Origin of the sequence: Acinetobacter gyllenbergii CIP 110306 = MTCC 11365, from assembly GCF_000413855.1 — a bacterium.
In the GTDB taxonomy this organism is placed as follows: domain Bacteria; phylum Pseudomonadota; class Gammaproteobacteria; order Pseudomonadales; family Moraxellaceae; genus Acinetobacter; species Acinetobacter gyllenbergii.
In genome coordinates this window covers 16,153-31,979 of sequence record NZ_ATGG01000027.1, presented here as the reverse complement: position 1 = coordinate 31,979, position 15,827 = coordinate 16,153, and the positions used below count along the sequence as shown (strand labels likewise).

At 39.7% G+C, this 15,827-nt stretch carries 17 protein-coding genes; 8 read left to right on the top strand and 9 right to left on the bottom strand.

The features are described from left to right. Window positions 1–86: 86 nt before the first annotated feature. Together F957_RS04725 and F957_RS04730 are read right to left on the bottom strand one after the other, a co-directional pair. Window positions 87–1,238: a YqaJ viral recombinase family nuclease gene (locus F957_RS04725; RefSeq protein WP_016542036.1), complete on the bottom strand. Its 1,152-nt coding sequence runs from the start codon at window positions 1,236–1,238 to the stop codon at window positions 87–89. Between the two features lie 122 nt (window positions 1,239–1,360). Next, window positions 1,361–2,410: a DUF932 domain-containing protein gene (locus F957_RS04730; RefSeq protein WP_016542035.1), complete on the bottom strand. Its 1,050-nt coding sequence runs from the start codon at window positions 2,408–2,410 to the stop codon at window positions 1,361–1,363. 800 nt (window positions 2,411–3,210) lie between these two features. On the opposite strand from F957_RS04730, the gene F957_RS04735 reads away from it, so the two are divergent. Then, window positions 3,211–3,846 (top strand): DUF805 domain-containing protein, encoded by a 636-nt coding sequence (locus F957_RS04735; protein ID WP_016542033.1) that lies wholly within the window; start codon window positions 3,211–3,213, stop codon window positions 3,844–3,846. An 88-nt stretch (window positions 3,847–3,934) separates the two neighbouring features. Next, window positions 3,935–4,669 (top strand): hypothetical protein, encoded by a 735-nt coding sequence (locus tag F957_RS04740; RefSeq protein WP_016542032.1) that lies wholly within the window; start codon window positions 3,935–3,937, stop codon window positions 4,667–4,669. A gap of 100 nt (window positions 4,670–4,769) precedes the next feature. On the opposite strand, the gene F957_RS04745 is transcribed toward F957_RS04740, so the two are convergent. Together F957_RS04745 and F957_RS04750 are read right to left on the bottom strand one after the other, a co-directional pair. Beyond that, the gene (locus tag F957_RS04745) at window positions 4,770–5,042 is read right to left on the bottom strand and encodes a hypothetical protein (RefSeq protein WP_016542031.1); all 273 of its coding nucleotides are present in this window, start codon (window positions 5,040–5,042) and stop codon (window positions 4,770–4,772) included. A gap of 97 nt (window positions 5,043–5,139) precedes the next feature. Then, entirely contained in the window at window positions 5,140–6,018 is an 879-nt protein-coding gene (locus tag F957_RS04750; protein WP_016542030.1) for a YagK/YfjJ domain-containing protein, read from the bottom strand. A gap of 626 nt (window positions 6,019–6,644) precedes the next feature. Here F957_RS04750 and F957_RS04755 point away from each other — a divergent pair. Then, window positions 6,645–7,493 carry a hypothetical protein gene (locus tag F957_RS04755; protein ID WP_228129645.1) on the top strand — a complete coding sequence of 283 codons (849 nt, stop codon included), beginning with the start codon at window positions 6,645–6,647 and terminating at the stop codon, window positions 7,491–7,493. A gap of 98 nt (window positions 7,494–7,591) precedes the next feature. Here the strand turns inward: F957_RS04755 and F957_RS04760 are convergent, their stop codons facing one another. Next, window positions 7,592–8,563, bottom strand: coding sequence for a hypothetical protein (locus F957_RS04760; RefSeq protein ID WP_016542028.1), 972 nt, complete (start codon window positions 8,561–8,563; stop codon window positions 7,592–7,594). A gap of 208 nt (window positions 8,564–8,771) precedes the next feature. On the opposite strand from F957_RS04760, the gene F957_RS04765 reads away from it, so the two are divergent. The 3 genes from F957_RS04765 to F957_RS04775 are packed head-to-tail and all read left to right on the top strand — an operon-like array spanning window position 8,772 to window position 9,629. Further along, window positions 8,772–9,062, top strand: a complete 291-nt coding sequence (locus tag F957_RS04765) for a pyocin activator PrtN family protein (RefSeq protein ID WP_016660511.1) — start codon at window positions 8,772–8,774, stop codon at window positions 9,060–9,062. 19 nt (window positions 9,063–9,081) lie between these two features. Further along, window positions 9,082–9,360 (top strand): helix-turn-helix transcriptional regulator, encoded by a 279-nt coding sequence (locus F957_RS04770; protein WP_016542027.1) that lies wholly within the window; start codon window positions 9,082–9,084, stop codon window positions 9,358–9,360. After that, a complete protein-coding gene (locus tag F957_RS04775) occupies window positions 9,357–9,629 on the top strand; it encodes a pyocin activator PrtN family protein (protein WP_005206962.1) in 273 nt (90 codons plus the stop codon). The genes F957_RS04770 and F957_RS04775 overlap by 4 nt, the downstream gene beginning before the upstream one ends. Here the strand turns inward: F957_RS04775 and F957_RS04780 are convergent. After that, window positions 9,613–10,761 carry a tyrosine-type recombinase/integrase gene (locus tag F957_RS04780; RefSeq protein WP_016542026.1) on the bottom strand — a complete coding sequence of 383 codons (1,149 nt, stop codon included), beginning with the start codon at window positions 10,759–10,761 and terminating at the stop codon, window positions 9,613–9,615. The genes F957_RS04775 and F957_RS04780 overlap by 17 nt on opposite strands. Before the next feature lie 133 nt (window positions 10,762–10,894). Between F957_RS04780 and dusA the strand changes: the two genes are divergently transcribed. Next, window positions 10,895–11,911 carry a tRNA dihydrouridine(20/20a) synthase DusA gene (gene dusA / locus F957_RS04785; protein WP_016542025.1) on the top strand — a complete coding sequence of 339 codons (1,017 nt, stop codon included), beginning with the start codon at window positions 10,895–10,897 and terminating at the stop codon, window positions 11,909–11,911. A 176-nt stretch (window positions 11,912–12,087) separates the two neighbouring features. Here dusA and F957_RS04790 read toward each other — a convergent pair whose 3' ends face one another. Beyond that, on the bottom strand, window positions 12,088–12,567 hold the full coding sequence (locus F957_RS04790) for a copper resistance protein NlpE N-terminal domain-containing protein (RefSeq protein WP_016542024.1): 480 nt from the start codon (window positions 12,565–12,567) through the stop codon (window positions 12,088–12,090). 671 nt (window positions 12,568–13,238) lie between these two features. Here F957_RS04790 and F957_RS04795 point away from each other — a divergent pair. Next, window positions 13,239–13,718, top strand: a complete 480-nt coding sequence (locus F957_RS04795; RefSeq protein WP_016542022.1) for a CHAP domain-containing protein — start codon at window positions 13,239–13,241, stop codon at window positions 13,716–13,718. A gap of 16 nt (window positions 13,719–13,734) precedes the next feature. Here the strand turns inward: F957_RS04795 and F957_RS04800 are convergent, their stop codons facing one another. Both F957_RS04800 and F957_RS04805 read right to left on the bottom strand, forming a co-directional pair. Next, complete coding sequence (locus tag F957_RS04800; protein ID WP_016542021.1) at window positions 13,735–14,499, bottom strand: tRNA threonylcarbamoyladenosine dehydratase; 765 nt, start codon at window positions 14,497–14,499, stop codon at window positions 13,735–13,737. Between the two features lie 61 nt (window positions 14,500–14,560). Beyond that, window positions 14,561–15,748 carry an MFS transporter gene (locus F957_RS04805; RefSeq protein WP_016542020.1) on the bottom strand — a complete coding sequence of 396 codons (1,188 nt, stop codon included), beginning with the start codon at window positions 15,746–15,748 and terminating at the stop codon, window positions 14,561–14,563. Window positions 15,749–15,827 lie beyond the last annotated feature (79 nt).

Here is a 15,827-nt window from a genome sequence, read left to right as displayed (position 1 = left end):
AAAAATCCCATACCTGTGAGGTATGGGATTAATTGATTTGATATGTTTGCTGGAGGAAATAAATGATGGATTAAGATAGATCTGCCTTATCCACCATTCGCATAAATCTGAAATCTTCGTGTTCCTGATTTAGTTTGAGGGAATTGCTGTAAATATTCAGGGTGCTGTTTCAGCAAAGCTTTACTATCTAAAGTGATCGAGTCCTGTGACTTTTTCCAAGTAACTGAGCCACCTGTAAACACTGCCCGTTCCGCATCTTTCATCATCATTTGTAGTTGATGTTTAAGTTCATCAAAATACAGTTGGTGCTGTTCAACCTTGTGTCTCTCCTCAAGCAATTGGTTAAATAGGTAGTTGGCTTGTTCATTTTGGGTCAGGTCTTCCACCAATAAAGGAATCTGTTCTGGGTAAAGTTGCTGCAAGGCTTTGGCTGCTGAGTCGGATGCATCTACACTTGGAGGGATACCCGATTCCACACATTGCCAGAAATGCCGTTCAGCATTGATGATGTGCTGGATCACGGTTTCATTGCGAGTCACTTTATAGATTTTGGTTTCATGTCCACAGATCAAGGCACAGATATGAGCGGCTTGTTTACCTGTCACAGCCAATTGATGTTGTACTTGGCATAAGACATAAAGCGGTACACCATCCCGCCAAAGCTTAGAGCCGTACTCGCCTACAGTTTTGCATTCCAGAATTTGTACTTCATCACAGCCAACGACGGCATAATCCAGATTGGCGAGCATAAAGTGTTTATCGTCATCTGGATGCTGAAGTACTGCGTTGACTCGACGCACCTTATTGTTGGTGTGCATGCTGTAATATTCGGCAACAAGCGGTTCAAGTTGTTTGCCCCAGTACAAGGGTGCATAGCCTGCGCTTTCATCTTCGATGTTTTGTTGCATCCGTCCTGTTTTAATCATCCAAAGTTCTAGCATCGACATATAGGGATTTAGTCCACAAGCGGTTGCTGCATCACTACTACCAATACCCTGTTTTCTAACTTCCAGCCATTGCTGGTAATTCATCAGTTTGGTACTGGCGAGTCGTTTGGCTGTGGGTGGTTTGGATTTTCGTGGTGGCTTGTTTGCTGATATAAGTGATTGGCTGTTGGATGGGTTACGTTTAGTTCGGGTTCCCACTTCAACCTGTTGAGTCGGTTGGCTTAAATTAGGTAAATAGGGCAGTAGCGGTGGATTATTTAGGGTGTTTTGAATCTGGGTATTCGAGTTCATGATTATTCCTGCATATTATAAAAGTTAGGTAAAATTTGAATTGACGGCATAAAAAAGCTGCATCTTTGAATGCAGCTCAATAAAATTAAATTGGTGGGTATGTTCTGCTTAGGCTAAATCGTTTAAGCAACGAGTCTAAGGGCTTGTTCTAAAGCTCTCTGCTTGATGGCTGCACCTGCGCCAAACCAAGCTGAATCTAAACGATGATCTGCGCTCATAGCACGTCTTTCGTGATCGACGAACTCCGTCATAGAACAAAGCAATCCATAAGCAGTATCCTTAGCAGAACTGAGTTCAGCCCCTCGCCCATGTCCGTTAAACATGGTCATCACTTTAGACATAGCCCGTCCATTGGGTTCAGTTTTATTGTCTGCTTTGGATGGGCTTGTTTGAGTGGGCATGGCAACATTTCGATAAAATTGAATAATACTTTCATCCTGTTCAGCCATACTGAGGTTGGTATTGTTAAACACTGCATCAAAATAGGCTGCTGCTTCCTGCTGTGTCACTTTACGCTGACTGAGTTGCTTCATTTCATACATGTGTTCATCCCATGCACGTACTGAAATACCGAGTTGTTGTTTTACTTTCTCCGCATCAAACTTGGTGCTGTGTGGAACTTTGACCACACCAACATTGCCTTGTTGTCCCTTCAAGGCAATGGCTAAAGTGTTGTTACACACCACACGGATCGAGGTAAACTGTGCTGTAGTTGCTAGCGTGCCATCACAAGCAGTCGCCAATAAAATGTAGCCATTGCTGACATCTTTGCCCTTAAGTGCTGTAGTCTGTCCTGTTTTAGCCAATGCCCAGAATTTCTTTCCACCTTTGAGGATGCCTGCGGTTTCCAGTTCAAAGCCCGATTGTTCAGTCAGGTCTTTGTAGAAATGTAGGATTTCCATCGGCTGTACTTCCTGAAAGCGTTGGCTGACTACTGATAAAGGTGCATGGGTATCCGAGCGATACAAAACCCGTTGCTCTTCAAACGGTAAAATGATGCTTTGCCCACGTTCATTTTGTGCCATATAGCTGACATCGGAGGATTCAATCCGCCAATCCATACCAGCTTGTTGTGCCCACACTTCTAATGGTTGATTTTGGGTCAGTTGATTACCTAAACCATGCCAAGGTGTTTGCCCAACGAATGCCATTGTTTCGACTAAATGTGCCATAAACTTTTCCTTGAATAGATCAATCTTGAATTGTTTCAATTTCAGATTTTGTGCATAAAAAAAGGCCTGCTGGGGAAGCAGGCCAAAATGGGAAATCGATAAGATGCATGTGAATACATTCACTCACTTAGATGGTATATATCTGAAATTTATTTAAAATCTTTTGACTCATCATTTGGTTTTTCTGAATCAGTAAATTGACGTGATCTTTTGCAGGGATTATCATTCATTTGCTGGCCTACATTGCCAGTCGGTTTTAGCAGACCGCTTACCCAAAGCACACTAAAAAGTTTATCTTTTTGGTGGGCGACCCTGTGTGTCCTCCCTCTGCGGCGGAACGGGAGGGGGACACCTTCGGGTGTGCTGATCTTTTTGGGTATCAGTCTGCTAACCCCTTTTCGTTTCGCCACCATTATTTAGCAGTGATGCGGTGAAACTTCTTTATACCCAAAGGAGTCAACCATGACTAATCTCTATTCTTATCTCTGGGCATCAGCCCTATCCTTCGTTGATAAAATCCGAAACACTAAATTATTGAGCTATCAGGTTTTTAATATTAAAGCGCTCAATTTATAACAAGACGTTTGGTACATCACAATTTCAGCTTTCAGCCCTATCTATTGATTCAGGTCAGATTTGTGCTGCCATAAAAAAGAGATTCACTGTCTATGTGAATAAGAAGAAAAGCTGCTTTGTGTTGTGAGGTGGAGCATGTTTGAACACTGATGGTAAATAACAATCAAGATCAATTTACCTGTAGGTCCACACATCTCTCCAATACATAAAATAAGGACACGAAGATGAAAGGCAAGATTTTAGATTTCACGATTCAAACCAATATGGGCATTATTCTGGGTAATGACCAAAAACGTTATAACTTTGTAGGTAGTGAATGGAAAGAACAGCACGCACCTATTCGGGGTAATGAAGTCGACTTTGATGTAAATGCTGAAGGTCAAGCTACAGGTATCTACCTTGAATTCATGACTACACCTACAACCGCCACCCAAACTAAAGCATCTGCCCCCTCACCAACTACTTTCAATAGCAATCAAGAAAACTCAACAAAAGCAACTACCAACAAAGTTGAAAGTATCCTTACAGACTATCAACAAGCCATTTTGACCTGCTTTAAGAAGTTTGCAGATTTTAAAGGCCGTGCCAGACGGAGCGAGTTCTGGTACTTCGAGCTATTTTGTGTACTGATGAGTCTAGCCTTTAGCTTTATCAGTGAAGATGCGGCAACCATTGCCATGATAGTCACATTCATTCCAAATATTGCGGTTAGTGTCAGACGTTTACATGACATTGGGCGTTCAGGTTGGTGGATGTTAATTGCCCTTGTGCCAATTGTAGGAATCCTTTTACTGCTGTTCTGGGCTGCCCAAGAAGGTGAATTTACTGCAAATGCCTATGGTGAATCACCCAAAGCCTAATCAATAAAAATCATTCCACTGTATCTAAATAAGAATCTGTACATCTATGTCTGCATAGCCAATGAATGTATATGTTTTAGGAATCATCATGAATAAAAAAATCATCATTACCTTAATGGCAGCTTGTTTAATGCAAGCCTGCACTAAAAATGAATCTACAGAAAAAGCATCATCAAATAGCGCTCAAACAGAGGCTATTAGCGCCAAGACATCTGATTCACAACAGTTCATCGACCAAGGCAAAAATGACATTGCAACCTATGGTAAAGAGACCTTGCAATACCTTCTTGATCAAAAATACCCTGATCGCTATACAGCCTTTTCAGTCGATAATGTTAAATTCCTACGTCAGCAAACTGAAGAGCTTTTTCTTTATACATGGAACATCCGTTTTTTAGATAATCAATCGGATGATGTCTATGGTTGTGATAGCCAACAACTTTCATGGAGCAAGCAAGCCACTGACATTGAATCTACTTTAAATGATGAGTGCTTTAATATCATTGAGCGGGGTAATACTCCTGCAAATCAAAATGAAACCACTTCGACAATTCCTGCAACCTCTCCAGTTAAAATTGCCTTAGAACAGAATCCACACCACTCTTTTATAACAATGATCAAAGTTCAATCACTCGTTGATGACGTATCCATTTCAAATGTCATAGTTAATCGTGGCAACTGTCCTTTATTGCAAAAAATAAATAATCCGATACGGCTTGGTTTTGGACAAATGATGTCAGTGGATACAAGCAACTGTGGTAGAAATAAAATTATTGAAGTGGTTATATCTACAAATCAAGGAGACTGGAAGTTTGGATCATAAGTATTGGAACATTTGAAATACTTCGATGCATGAGTTTAAATATTGTTAGCATGATGCATGGTTTAGGGAGGCGTTGCCTCCCTATTTTATATACTCTCCCTTAATAAAAAGAGTGCCCACAATGCTGACATTGAAAGCAAGACTGCACAGTTTGAGTTGAAGCAGAACCAAATACTGAACCTAACAAACCACCGACCACGGCCCCTGCTATCCCTCCAATGAGAGGCGACACAGGTAATGTTTTTGATAATGCTGCACCCATCGTGGCAAATGATGCTGATGATGCCAAGCTTGGGGTACCAGCCTGTGAATTACTGTTTTGTACAATACGGATCACATGCTCTGAATGGCAATACGGACAATTGATTTGCATAAGATACCTCTGGAATAAGAAAGACTTAGTACGATGCTAAGCCAATAAAGAGAAGATGTTTCTCATCTAGATGGTACATATCTGTTTATGATTTCAATTAACGCTGTGACATGCCAAAGGTACGCATCCTCCTAGAGGTCTTCACTCTAAGGTATTGCTCTTTTTCAGGTTTTGCTAAATAAGAAATTGTTGAACGCATCTTACTGGCTTGATAAGGCACATTGCTATAAATCACTCCTATGCCAACAATGTCCTGTACTTCATATTGTTTTAAGTATCGAGGATCATGACAGTTAAAATAGCTTCCATCTCCTCCTGTAATATCTTCCCAGAGCTCACCTATGGCCTTAGCTATATTCCATGCACTTGTGCGCTTACGCTCATCAAAAACTAATGCCACATGGCAATGGTAGCCTTTTCTTTCCCCCTGCTCTAAAGCCCATACCATCAGCAATATGTCATCTCCGTAAATAGAACGATTGATTCGTTTTCTCAATTTTTCTAAATCATGATCAACCTGCTCGATATCAGGATTTACTGTATAGGCTAAATCCACCCGTACAACTAACAATGCAGAATACTCCCTCTGCAACTCACATAACCGATCCTCTAACTTATTGGTATTTAACCTTTCGTTATAACGATGCTGCCGCATTTCATTGAAGTGGTCAGCTCTAGCTTGATTGAAATACCTTTGCCAGTCTCTAAATGAAGTTTGCTTTAAACGATTGTAAAGAGATGATGATGTTTCATATTTCAGATCGTAGTCATGTAGCAGACTACAAAAGAGATCGATTAAGCATGTGTAGCTAAAGTCAGGGTTATAGACGTGATGGAAGTCTAAAAGAAGGTCTGTGAAGTTTTCATAGAATGATCGTGGTTGTCGTGTTGAATCCATACCTGATAGAACAAACCTTTCAATTTCTATCAATAGTGATGCTTCATTAATTTGATTTTGGTTAGGTTCTACTTTCATGCTCACTTACCTGTAGTTTAGGACTACATGAAGTGGCTGATGTGTAATTAATTACTTAAAGGCTTGAATATCATTATTGAATGAATAAGAGGTATATAAGGATATGCTTGTTAAGTACTATGTTAGTATTATTAACTAAGTCATTACACCTACTCTATAATGTGTTCCGTTAGTATGGTTTTACAGTTCTGATCGGTTTTTTAATATCAACAAGTGTGATAAACAGTTAGTCTGATACTCAGATTGGACTATTTGTTTAATGTCAAGTTATCCGATGCTATAATAGCTTATACTGGGTACATTCAATCTCATTTAAATTAAACAGGGTCAGTCGCAACTTGGTAAATTTGTCTTTCCCTCCTTGAATTTGATTTTGAGTGGCGTCCTAAAGCAAAGTTATAGGCACTGCCACCCATATCAACATTATTGGAAGCTTATAAGAAAATCGTCAGAAATCAACTGCAATCTACCCAGAAACGTGCCTAAAACTCCTTCTACATTTAGCTAAACTACGTGTAAAGCTTACTGCAAGGAGATCCACCATGTACCACAACTCTGCTTACAAAGAACTAAAATCGTTCCTTAAATTATCTACTGACGAGGATATGATCTGGGTTCTACATGTAATGAATAAAGATAATGAGGAGCATCATCATAACCTTCGTATTAATGATATGGACGACCAGTTAATCCGATCCACCATTGATATCTTGAACACATTAAAAAATACTGAGGAGATCAGACAACGGGTCTTAGACAATTATGTCAATATTAATGAGGGAGACATTTTTCATTTTATAGACAGTTTAAAAAGGTTCAGGGACGCTCTGAATATACGAGGGAGAGATCATTCAAACTACAAATCGAACAAGCGTTTATTATATTTCGCCCTTCACTCAATGTCCTTGGATAGAGAACTTTCATGGCATACCGTATCCACGATCCAAGATGATTATTTTAAGTTTCTCTACGTGCTGTTCATCTCACCTTCATATTCACGATCCAACCGGCTGCTTGAGGGTATAGAGGAACGCTTCAGTAAAATGCTCAGCAAGAAGCCATTGCACTTTAAAAACTTCGATACTGATAGTTTTTATCTATGGGCTAAAGGCTATATGGATCAAGACAAGGAAAACGCCAGAGTACACAATAGTAGAAACTATAAACCATTGAATCCAAAAGATTATGGCATTGCCATCAATGCTATCTTTGACAGTCTACTCGATAAAGATGCCAACATCTATAAAGCGATCAAAACTCAAATATCAAATGCTTGGCACCAAAAAACCTTTAGAGAAAAAAACAAGGGCCGAAAGCATCATTACCATCTGACTGATAAAGCTTTTCGTAGCTTAGAAATATTGGCGGAGAAGCGTGATATGACCAAAGAAAAAATGATTGAAGATCTAATCAATGAACGCTACACCAATGAGTGCATGGATCGTAACGGCAACCACCTTTATTCGCTACGCTAAGTGTCTCAGTGCATAAACTCCATGGATGGGACATCCCATCCATGATCTGCTTAAATGAGATCGCTCATCTTCAAAAATCTAGTATGAGTAATGATTTATCAACTGGGCTCAATACATTGTTCTTTTATAGTCTTCTCAAGCCTCAAAGCCTTCATTAATACATCGTCAAGAGAAGTAGTGTTGTAGGGCAATATGTTATCTAACGACTCAAAAGGATAACCGTGATTTAACCCATCCTCAAGCTGTTGCATCAAAGTTGATAGCTTAACAATTTCTTCTTCAATCTTCCTTAACTCAGATGCTGTTAATGTTTCATTCAACTGCTGTTGCTTCAACTTCAATATTCTGACCCTGCTTATCTCTCGTTTTAAATGGATCCATCCTTCATCAAATATTTGAAACTGGCGCATAACTTCATCAATGTTATGATTGACCGCCTGTGATACATTTTTATATTTACTGCCATCTTTTGTTTGTTCGATCAATAAGTTAAAGAATATACACTTTTTGGCTTTTACGATTTTCTGATACTCACCCTGACTACTTCGACCTTTAGCTATTCTTTGTTTTAACGATGGATTCTTAATCCCATAGACAAGCGTATCTAAACCAATATAGTTGTGAAGTATCTCTTTGTAAGTTTTAAGTTTTTCTTTATCATCAAGTTTGTGCAACTCCTTTCTCAATGTTGCAAGCTGATCCAGAATACCAGTCAGATCGCTTACTGAGTAGCCATATTCCTTTATAAAATCATATCGTGGGTCTTTATTACTCTCACCCATTGCCTGATAGATGTCGTTATATTCTTCCTCAGTAAAACGGAACTGTTCTTGAAAACACTGTGAACCAAGATCTTTCTTACCCGTCACAGTGACTTTAATATCGGTAGCTAGTTTCAGCAAGTCTTGAACTGTCCTTGGATTAGATTTTTCGTCCACAGCACATGTGACATGCAACCCAAGATGATCAAGGCCATTACTTAAATAGTCTTCTAGCCAAACAATTCTTAGATATTGGTTCAGCAACTCTGCTTCCAACTCATCAATCAAGTCATTTTTAAAAACTGTCATACCAACCTTTTTTCATTTTAAGTCAGTGATCATAAACACTTACGACGGCTGTTGATTTTACAATTTTTATAGATTTTCAAAAAATTATTTTTTACAGCTGTTGATTCCTTAACTATACCAACCCCCATGTGAATAATTAGAAACGTGATCACACACTCCAATGCAATATTAAACGCTCTAGTACTTAGGGCGCGAAAGGAAATAGAACATGGTTACCGATTTAAAAACCTTTGACTACTTATTTTTAAAGTACCGATCAATATACATAAAACTCGATGTTGTTGTTGAGGAATACTACCCGAACCTTTGCAAAGAAAAAATGATGATAAGAGCTCGTCTACAGAAGTTTCCATTTACCTGCTTCAGAATAGACGAAAGCCAAAAAGGTGCAATTTTTGTAAATATACATGAACTCGCTGAAGCTCTGGATGATATTTATTCTAAGAACTACGCAATCTTCAAAAACTCAACAAGCAAAGCCATTAAGTCAACAAGTTGAACATATGCAGGAAAACAAAATGCTAGAAGCTCGTTATCGTGTCAAGGATTTGGTGAACTATACTGAACGTCAAGCAAAGGACTATGTGGATCGTAGTGGACATAGACGCAGACTTTCATACAGGCCTGCTAGCAAAGGCTTGTTGAATATAGCAGAATCCACTTTTTGGAAAATGGTTCGTAGTGGAGATTTTCCTAAACCCACCTATTTAACATCGAGCATACCAACTTGGGCAGAAAGTCAAATCAGTATTTGGCTTAAGGCAAGAAGTAAAAAGGTGGAGGTTAATTTTAAATGAGCACATTCCAGATGAGTATGAACGAATACTTGTTTATAAAATATCGCTCCATAACAGTTGAGCTTATGATAATCGTCAAAGACTATTATCCACATTTAAGTAAAGCCGAAGCATTGAGAAAGGCAAATAACTGTGAGTTTCCTTTTTCAGTATTTAAACTGGATAAAAGTAAACGTGCCCCATTTCTAGTGCACGTTAAGGACCTAGCCAACTTTTTAGATAAACAATACTCTGAAGCCTCGAAAGATTTTGCTACGTTTCATCAATGAGGCGTAGCACCTCCTCAAACTGCATTACATTTCTTCTAGCCTTTACCGAAACATATCGTTGGAGGCTACTCCAAGAATCATGCAAACTTACTTTTTGAATTTCAGGAATCGTAAAGCTTTGTTCTGCAAGTCTAGTACATCCTTCATGTCTTAAATCATGAAAGCGCAGATCTTCAATCCCTAGCATTTTGCAAGCCTCTCTAAACTCTTTCCCCAAACTCTTGGCATTCAGAGGTAAGAGTAAATTTTCATTGTGACCTAATTTAAGCATTCTGCTACGAACCTCATGATCCATTAAATGGTCAATCATCGTTTTGCAGGGTTCTAAGACATCAAATGACTTGTGGTTTCCTTTTGAGCCATTAGGATTTTTCAAATCATGAACTTTCCAAGATGAATGATGCTGATCATAATCATCTAAGCTTAAACGGGTTAATTCCGCTTCACGTCTACAAGAAAAGATGGCAAACCAGATAACTAAATGCATCGGGTACTTCGTTCCATACCTATTAATTTTCCAACGCTCAACAAAATACTTTGTTAAAGCTATTAATTCCTCATTTGTTGGTAACCTATCTCTCTTGTTACTAGAAGAGATTTGACGAGTTTTTCTCAATTGTGCCGTAGCTTTATCAAAACTGTTTAAATCAATATCTATATCCCACATCACGGCGGCATGAGCCAAGACACCACGAATATGCAGCAGCTCATGTTGCTGTGTACTTGTTGCAATTGGATCTAAATCTAAGTGAGGAACCCCAGCTTTTCTTAATGCAACATGATCTGCCAAATGTACTGACTTTATTTTTGTGATAATATTGCGTGCTATCGGAAATTTCTTAATTAAGAGTAGAGAATAGCGTTTCGTCCTTCCGTACTCGCTCCCAACTTCTTCCAAATATTTATCAATGGCATCTGCCAAAGTTAGGTCTATAAGTTTTTCTTTGCCTAACAGAATGTCTGGATTTTCTTGAATCTCAACTTCTCTTTTCTTAAGCCAGTTTTCCGCCATTTTCTTTGAATGGAACGTTTTGCTTTCAGAATAGACAGGATATCCCTTTCGATTAATACGGATAGCGGCACGGTAACTCACACTACCATCTGCCCCTTTTCTAACTGTAACAGACCCCATAATTTACACCGTGAACTATTTTTTCCATTATGGTGTAAGATTTGGTGTAAATGCAAACAGCAAAACCTACATTCACAGGTGTTACCATGCGTTTACGCAGATTCAAATACTAGATTTAAGGGTATGATTTTAAATGACTATTAGCAAAAACCTTGAAACCATTAGTAATCCAAGAATCAGTGTGGCACCAATGATGGATTGGACCACCAAGGACTATCGTTTCTTTGCACGCCTGTTTAACCCAAATGTGGTGCTCTATACCGAAATGGTGACCACGGGTGCGATTATTTATGGCGGTGCCAATCGTCACCTAGACTTCAATCAACAAGAACAGCCAATTGTGCTGCAACTCGGTGGTTCTAATCCGCAAGAACTAGCAACTTGTACCAAAATGGCAGAAGACTGGGGTTATAACGAAGTCAATTTAAATGTCGGCTGCCCAAGTGATCGCGTACAGAATAATAAAATTGGCGCCTGCTTAATGGCGGAACCCAATCTGGTGGCTGAATGTATTCACAGTATGCAAAAAGCAGTGTCGATTCCAGTGACGGTAAAACATCGTATCGGAATTGATGACATGCATTCTTATGAAGAGATGCTGCATTTTGTCGATACAGTTGCTGCAACAGGCTGTACTCACTTTATTGTGCATGCACGTATTGCCATCTTGCAGGGCTTATCTCCAAAAGAGAACCGTGAAGTCCCACCCTTGCGTTATGACGATGTTTATCGCCTTAAACAAGAACGGCCACACCTCACCATTGAAATTAATGGTGGCATCAAGACCTTTGAAGAAACACAGCAACATTTACAGTATGTCGATGGCGTGATGATTGGTCGCGAAGCCTACCATAACCCGTATTTATTGGCGGAGATGGGTCAACTCTGGAATTTGGAAGCACCTGATCGTTTTGAGATCATGCAGCAAATGATGCCTTATATTCATCAACGTGTGGCCGAAGGTGCACCGCTTTCAATTATCACCCGTCATATTCTGGGCTTATTTCAAAACCTACCAGGTGCACGTAAATGGCGTCAGGCGCTGAGTGGTGGTAATGCCAAAACCATCACCGACATTGAGAATGCCATTCAGAATATTCAAGCTGCGATGCAACGCACTGAAGATTATTTAAAAGAGCATCAGAACTAATCTGATACGCTCAGCATAACGTTTTCATTGGGACATAGCGCAAACCGCTATGTTGCATTTGCGTTGAACTTGCTATAAATCCGAACTTCTCATCCCTTGAGCTTTACAACTCGCATTAACCGTTATGCTCAAGCATGGTTTCACAATTTTATCTTTCAGAAACAACCGAAGTTCGTTTAAGCTTTTTTAGCTAACTGAAACTCTTCATAAGAATCAAAAGGCATCTGTGTTTTTGTATCAATGATTTCAGTCAGTTCATCACCTAACATTATCATATTCCGTGTGGGAACACCTTGTAGCTGAATCTTTAACTGATCATTATCCAGAAACTTAAATTGTCCTGCATATATTTTAGCTGGGCGATTATCATTATTATTGGTTTGTTCCAATACAAAGGTTTGATCTGCATTAATTTTAAGATCAATTCCTGTACCCAAACAGCCATCACAACTGGTCACGCATGTCGCACATGGAACGACACCAGAATAATGCCCTACCCATGCCTTGAGCTCAGGATGATTGACTGATTGTTGCTTATTTGAGTGTACATCTGGTGTTTGTGCTTGTGCATTACTTTGATTTTTTGCCTCATTCGACTGTGAACATCCCAAACTGATACTGGCAAAAACAAAGGAAGTCAGCAATGTCTTTTTCATATCCGATTTCCCTCAAACTCAATATTTAAAATTCATTGCAGGTTCGATACTACGCGGCGCATCACTATACGTTCAAGAATGCGACCAAAGCAAGTGCTTCAATACACATGTTCGCCAAAGACGATATTTTTAGATTTAATGTAAAAAACACTACGGCTCAATGGTTCTGTTTTTTATTCAAAATGAGGTGATTTATATTGAAGTGTTCACAACCAAGCGTCGCAATATTGAACTGAATATTTTAAAAACGCTTGTATTCAAAGCAAAGTCTTTGATGTATGGCTGAATGAGTTGCACGATCTAATCGAAATCAGAAAACTTTTCTGGATGGATAATTTCAAGTCACCTTTTAAATATTTTTATAATAAACATAAGCTTGCAATAAAACCACCATTAAACCAAATCAGATCAACCACACTAAATTGCCTAATTTTCAATCAAAAATGAAATATAATCTTACAAATCATTTTATTGAAACTTATTAACCAACAAATTACTGATAATGAAAAAGATTCTTAACTGCTAATTTACCCTAAGTGATCAGTACAACAGATCAAATGTTATATTATTACGTTACATTTCAGTTTTTTTAAGATTTATCGCTTACTATGGGCGCCGTAATAAATTCTGGCACACGTTCAGTTGTTTTGAAAATGCGGTAGAGATGCACAATGATTTATGATGTACCTTCAGTTGATCACAGTATGATTCACCCACCCTCGCAACAGGTGGTTATTCCTTATCGAGAAATGCCGAAGCCTGCATCAGTACCAGCAATTGATGTTGATAAATTCTCTCAGAAATTGGCAAAGCGTGCCTCTTATCGTAGTTCATCACAATGCGCTAAATTTGTCAGAATCGCCCTACAGTCAGCAGGTGCCAATATTGTCCAGCATCCAGTGGCTGCGTCAGACTGGGGCCGCACTCTACAGCAGATTGGTTATCAAAAAATTACACCTGCGTTTAACAACCCGCAACCTGGTGATATTTACATTATCCACCGCACTAAAAAGCATCGCTATGGGCACATTGCTGGCTTTACGGGTTCACAATGGGTTTCTGATTTTAAGCAAACCAGTTATGACGTCTATAAAGACCCAAATGTCACCTATACCTATTACCGTTTAGCGCCGCAATATCCACAGGCTTAATCAATTGAAATCTGATTTAGGTTCGGATTTTATCCAGTTTCTTTAAGACTTCAGCCACCGCCACCATGGCAAAGCTTGAAGTCACCACCACCGCCGAACCATATCCCCCGCAGCGCAGACCCGCACTTGGACAAACATCCGCACTGGAAAATGGGTTATCAATCGAATACACACAAGTGATGCCAAATTTCTCTTTTGGCTTTTTGCAAATCCCCATCGAACGCAGTTGCGTGCGTAACTTTGCCAACATTGGATCTTGTTCGGTTTTGGACAAATCTGCCACCCGAATTTTCAGTGGGTCGAGTTTGCCACCCGCACCACCCGAAACAATCAACGGAATCTTGTTAAAGCGGCAATGCAGCATCAAGGCAAGTTTGGCTTTGACATCATCGATGCAATCCAAAACAATGCTTGGCACTGGATTTAAAATTTCTTTGACATTATCAGGCGTCAGATAGTCATCAATCACATTCACTTTCATGCGTGGATTGATCTGGCGACAACGCTCCGCCATCACTTCAATTTTTTCTTGTCCGAGTGTTGAGCTCATCGCAGGCAATTGACGGTTAATATTTGATGCTGCGACCACATCCATATCGACCAAAGTTAATTCACCAATCCCTGTACGTGCCAGTGCCTCAACCGCCCAACTGCCAACACCACCAATCCCAATCACCATGACATGACTGTGTTCATAATGCGAAAAGGCATTTTCTCCATAAATTTTGGCAACACCAGCAAAACGGCGTTCATATTCATCATTTACAGGAACATCGGTCATCACAGTCGTGGTCTATCTTTTTAATCAAAGCACTATTTTAGCGTGTTTCACTTGTTTTAGGTTAGCCCCGTGAAACTTTAGGGGATGATTGATCTCGACGAATTAAAATAACCAACAGGATAAAAACCATCAGGCTCATGCATAAAGCCAATAGGTTTGCATTGATCCATCCGAGGCTACTTAAAATCGGTGCAGGTAAAAATGCCCCTAAGGTCGCAAATAAGGCAATTCCTGTTTCATTGATGCCTTGGACACGATGTTTTTGCTGCTCGTTAAGACCGGCTAACAAGGTTGATGCACCTGAATAAGCAAAATTCCAGCCGACACCGAGCACGATCAAAGCAATATTAATATAGATCCCCACTTGTCCAAATATTGGAATCAGGGAAGATAGCATCAACAAAGCGAAACCGAGATAAATCGTGCTGTATGTGCCCCAGCGTTGAATCAGTTTAGAGACAAAGAAGGACGGGATAAACATCGCCAATACATGTAGCTGAATCGAGATCGAAGCATAATGAAATGAATGATGCTCCTTTAAATGCAAGGAGGACATAATCATCATCACATTCATAATATAGTAAGCAAAAGCACCGCTGATGACGGCAGAGATAATCAAAGTATTCGGCAATTTGGCACGCTGAATTGGTTCAATCAGCACTTGCTGTATCTGCTGACGTTGGAATTTTTTGTTCCATAGATACAAGATCGGAAAGAGGAACAACGCCAAAACACTAAAAATTAAATAGATCGCAGTGAAATCGGGTAATCCTTGCACCTGTTGAAATTGGATTGCCAACATCGGTGCAATCACCGCAGCAACCACACCACCCGAAATGACCATCGCGGTGGCTTTCGGAATTAAATCTGTCGCCAAACGATCAGAAGCAGCAAAGCGATAAAAATTCGCGGTGGAAATGAATAAACCCAGAGAAAAATGGCTCAGGCATAATAGATAAAACTGTTGCTGCTGTAGAGCCAGATAGCCCCAAATACCCGCCAAGAACAGGCAGACACAACCAAATTGGAAGACCACATGCCGACCAAACTTTTTCATTAAAAAAGAGAAAATAAAAGTGGTCAGCAGCATTGCCAAGAATTGCAAGCCATAAGGCACTGTGGCGAGTGCCTGAGTCGGCGCCAGTTTTAACCCCACAATTGCTGAAACTGTTACTGATAAGACGGCAGCAATTAAGTTAAAGGCCTGAGCCACCAACAGATAATAAACATAGCGGGGTAACTGATTCAAAGCCTTTATCCAATTTAATCGAGCCTGACTACCTTAACGCTGAATGCTTGAAATTCAAACAAAAAAAGATGAAAGACCA

Coding starts and splice junctions, on each gene's coding strand:
- F957_RS04725 (WP_016542036.1), bottom strand. CDS start 1,238: ATGAACTCGAATACCCAGATTCAAAACACCCTAAATAATCCACCGCTA.
- F957_RS04730 (WP_016542035.1), bottom strand. CDS start 2,410: ATGGCACATTTAGTCGAAACAATGGCATTCGTTGGGCAAACACCTTGG.
- F957_RS04735 (WP_016542033.1), top strand. CDS start 3,211: ATGAAAGGCAAGATTTTAGATTTCACGATTCAAACCAATATGGGCATT.
- F957_RS04740 (WP_016542032.1), top strand. CDS start 3,935: ATGAATAAAAAAATCATCATTACCTTAATGGCAGCTTGTTTAATGCAA.
- F957_RS04745 (WP_016542031.1), bottom strand. CDS start 5,042: ATGCAAATCAATTGTCCGTATTGCCATTCAGAGCATGTGATCCGTATT.
- F957_RS04750 (WP_016542030.1), bottom strand. CDS start 6,018: ATGAAAGTAGAACCTAACCAAAATCAAATTAATGAAGCATCACTATTG.
- F957_RS04755 (WP_228129645.1), top strand. CDS start 6,645: ATGAATAAAGATAATGAGGAGCATCATCATAACCTTCGTATTAATGAT.
- F957_RS04760 (WP_016542028.1), bottom strand. CDS start 8,563: ATGACAGTTTTTAAAAATGACTTGATTGATGAGTTGGAAGCAGAGTTG.
- F957_RS04765 (WP_016660511.1), top strand. CDS start 8,772: ATGGTTACCGATTTAAAAACCTTTGACTACTTATTTTTAAAGTACCGA.
- F957_RS04770 (WP_016542027.1), top strand. CDS start 9,082: ATGCTAGAAGCTCGTTATCGTGTCAAGGATTTGGTGAACTATACTGAA.
- F957_RS04775 (WP_005206962.1), top strand. CDS start 9,357: ATGAGCACATTCCAGATGAGTATGAACGAATACTTGTTTATAAAATAT.
- F957_RS04780 (WP_016542026.1), bottom strand. CDS start 10,761: ATGGGGTCTGTTACAGTTAGAAAAGGGGCAGATGGTAGTGTGAGTTAC.
- dusA (WP_016542025.1), top strand. CDS start 10,895: ATGACTATTAGCAAAAACCTTGAAACCATTAGTAATCCAAGAATCAGT.
- F957_RS04790 (WP_016542024.1), bottom strand. CDS start 12,567: ATGAAAAAGACATTGCTGACTTCCTTTGTTTTTGCCAGTATCAGTTTG.
- F957_RS04795 (WP_016542022.1), top strand. CDS start 13,239: ATGATTTATGATGTACCTTCAGTTGATCACAGTATGATTCACCCACCC.
- F957_RS04800 (WP_016542021.1), bottom strand. CDS start 14,499: ATGACCGATGTTCCTGTAAATGATGAATATGAACGCCGTTTTGCTGGT.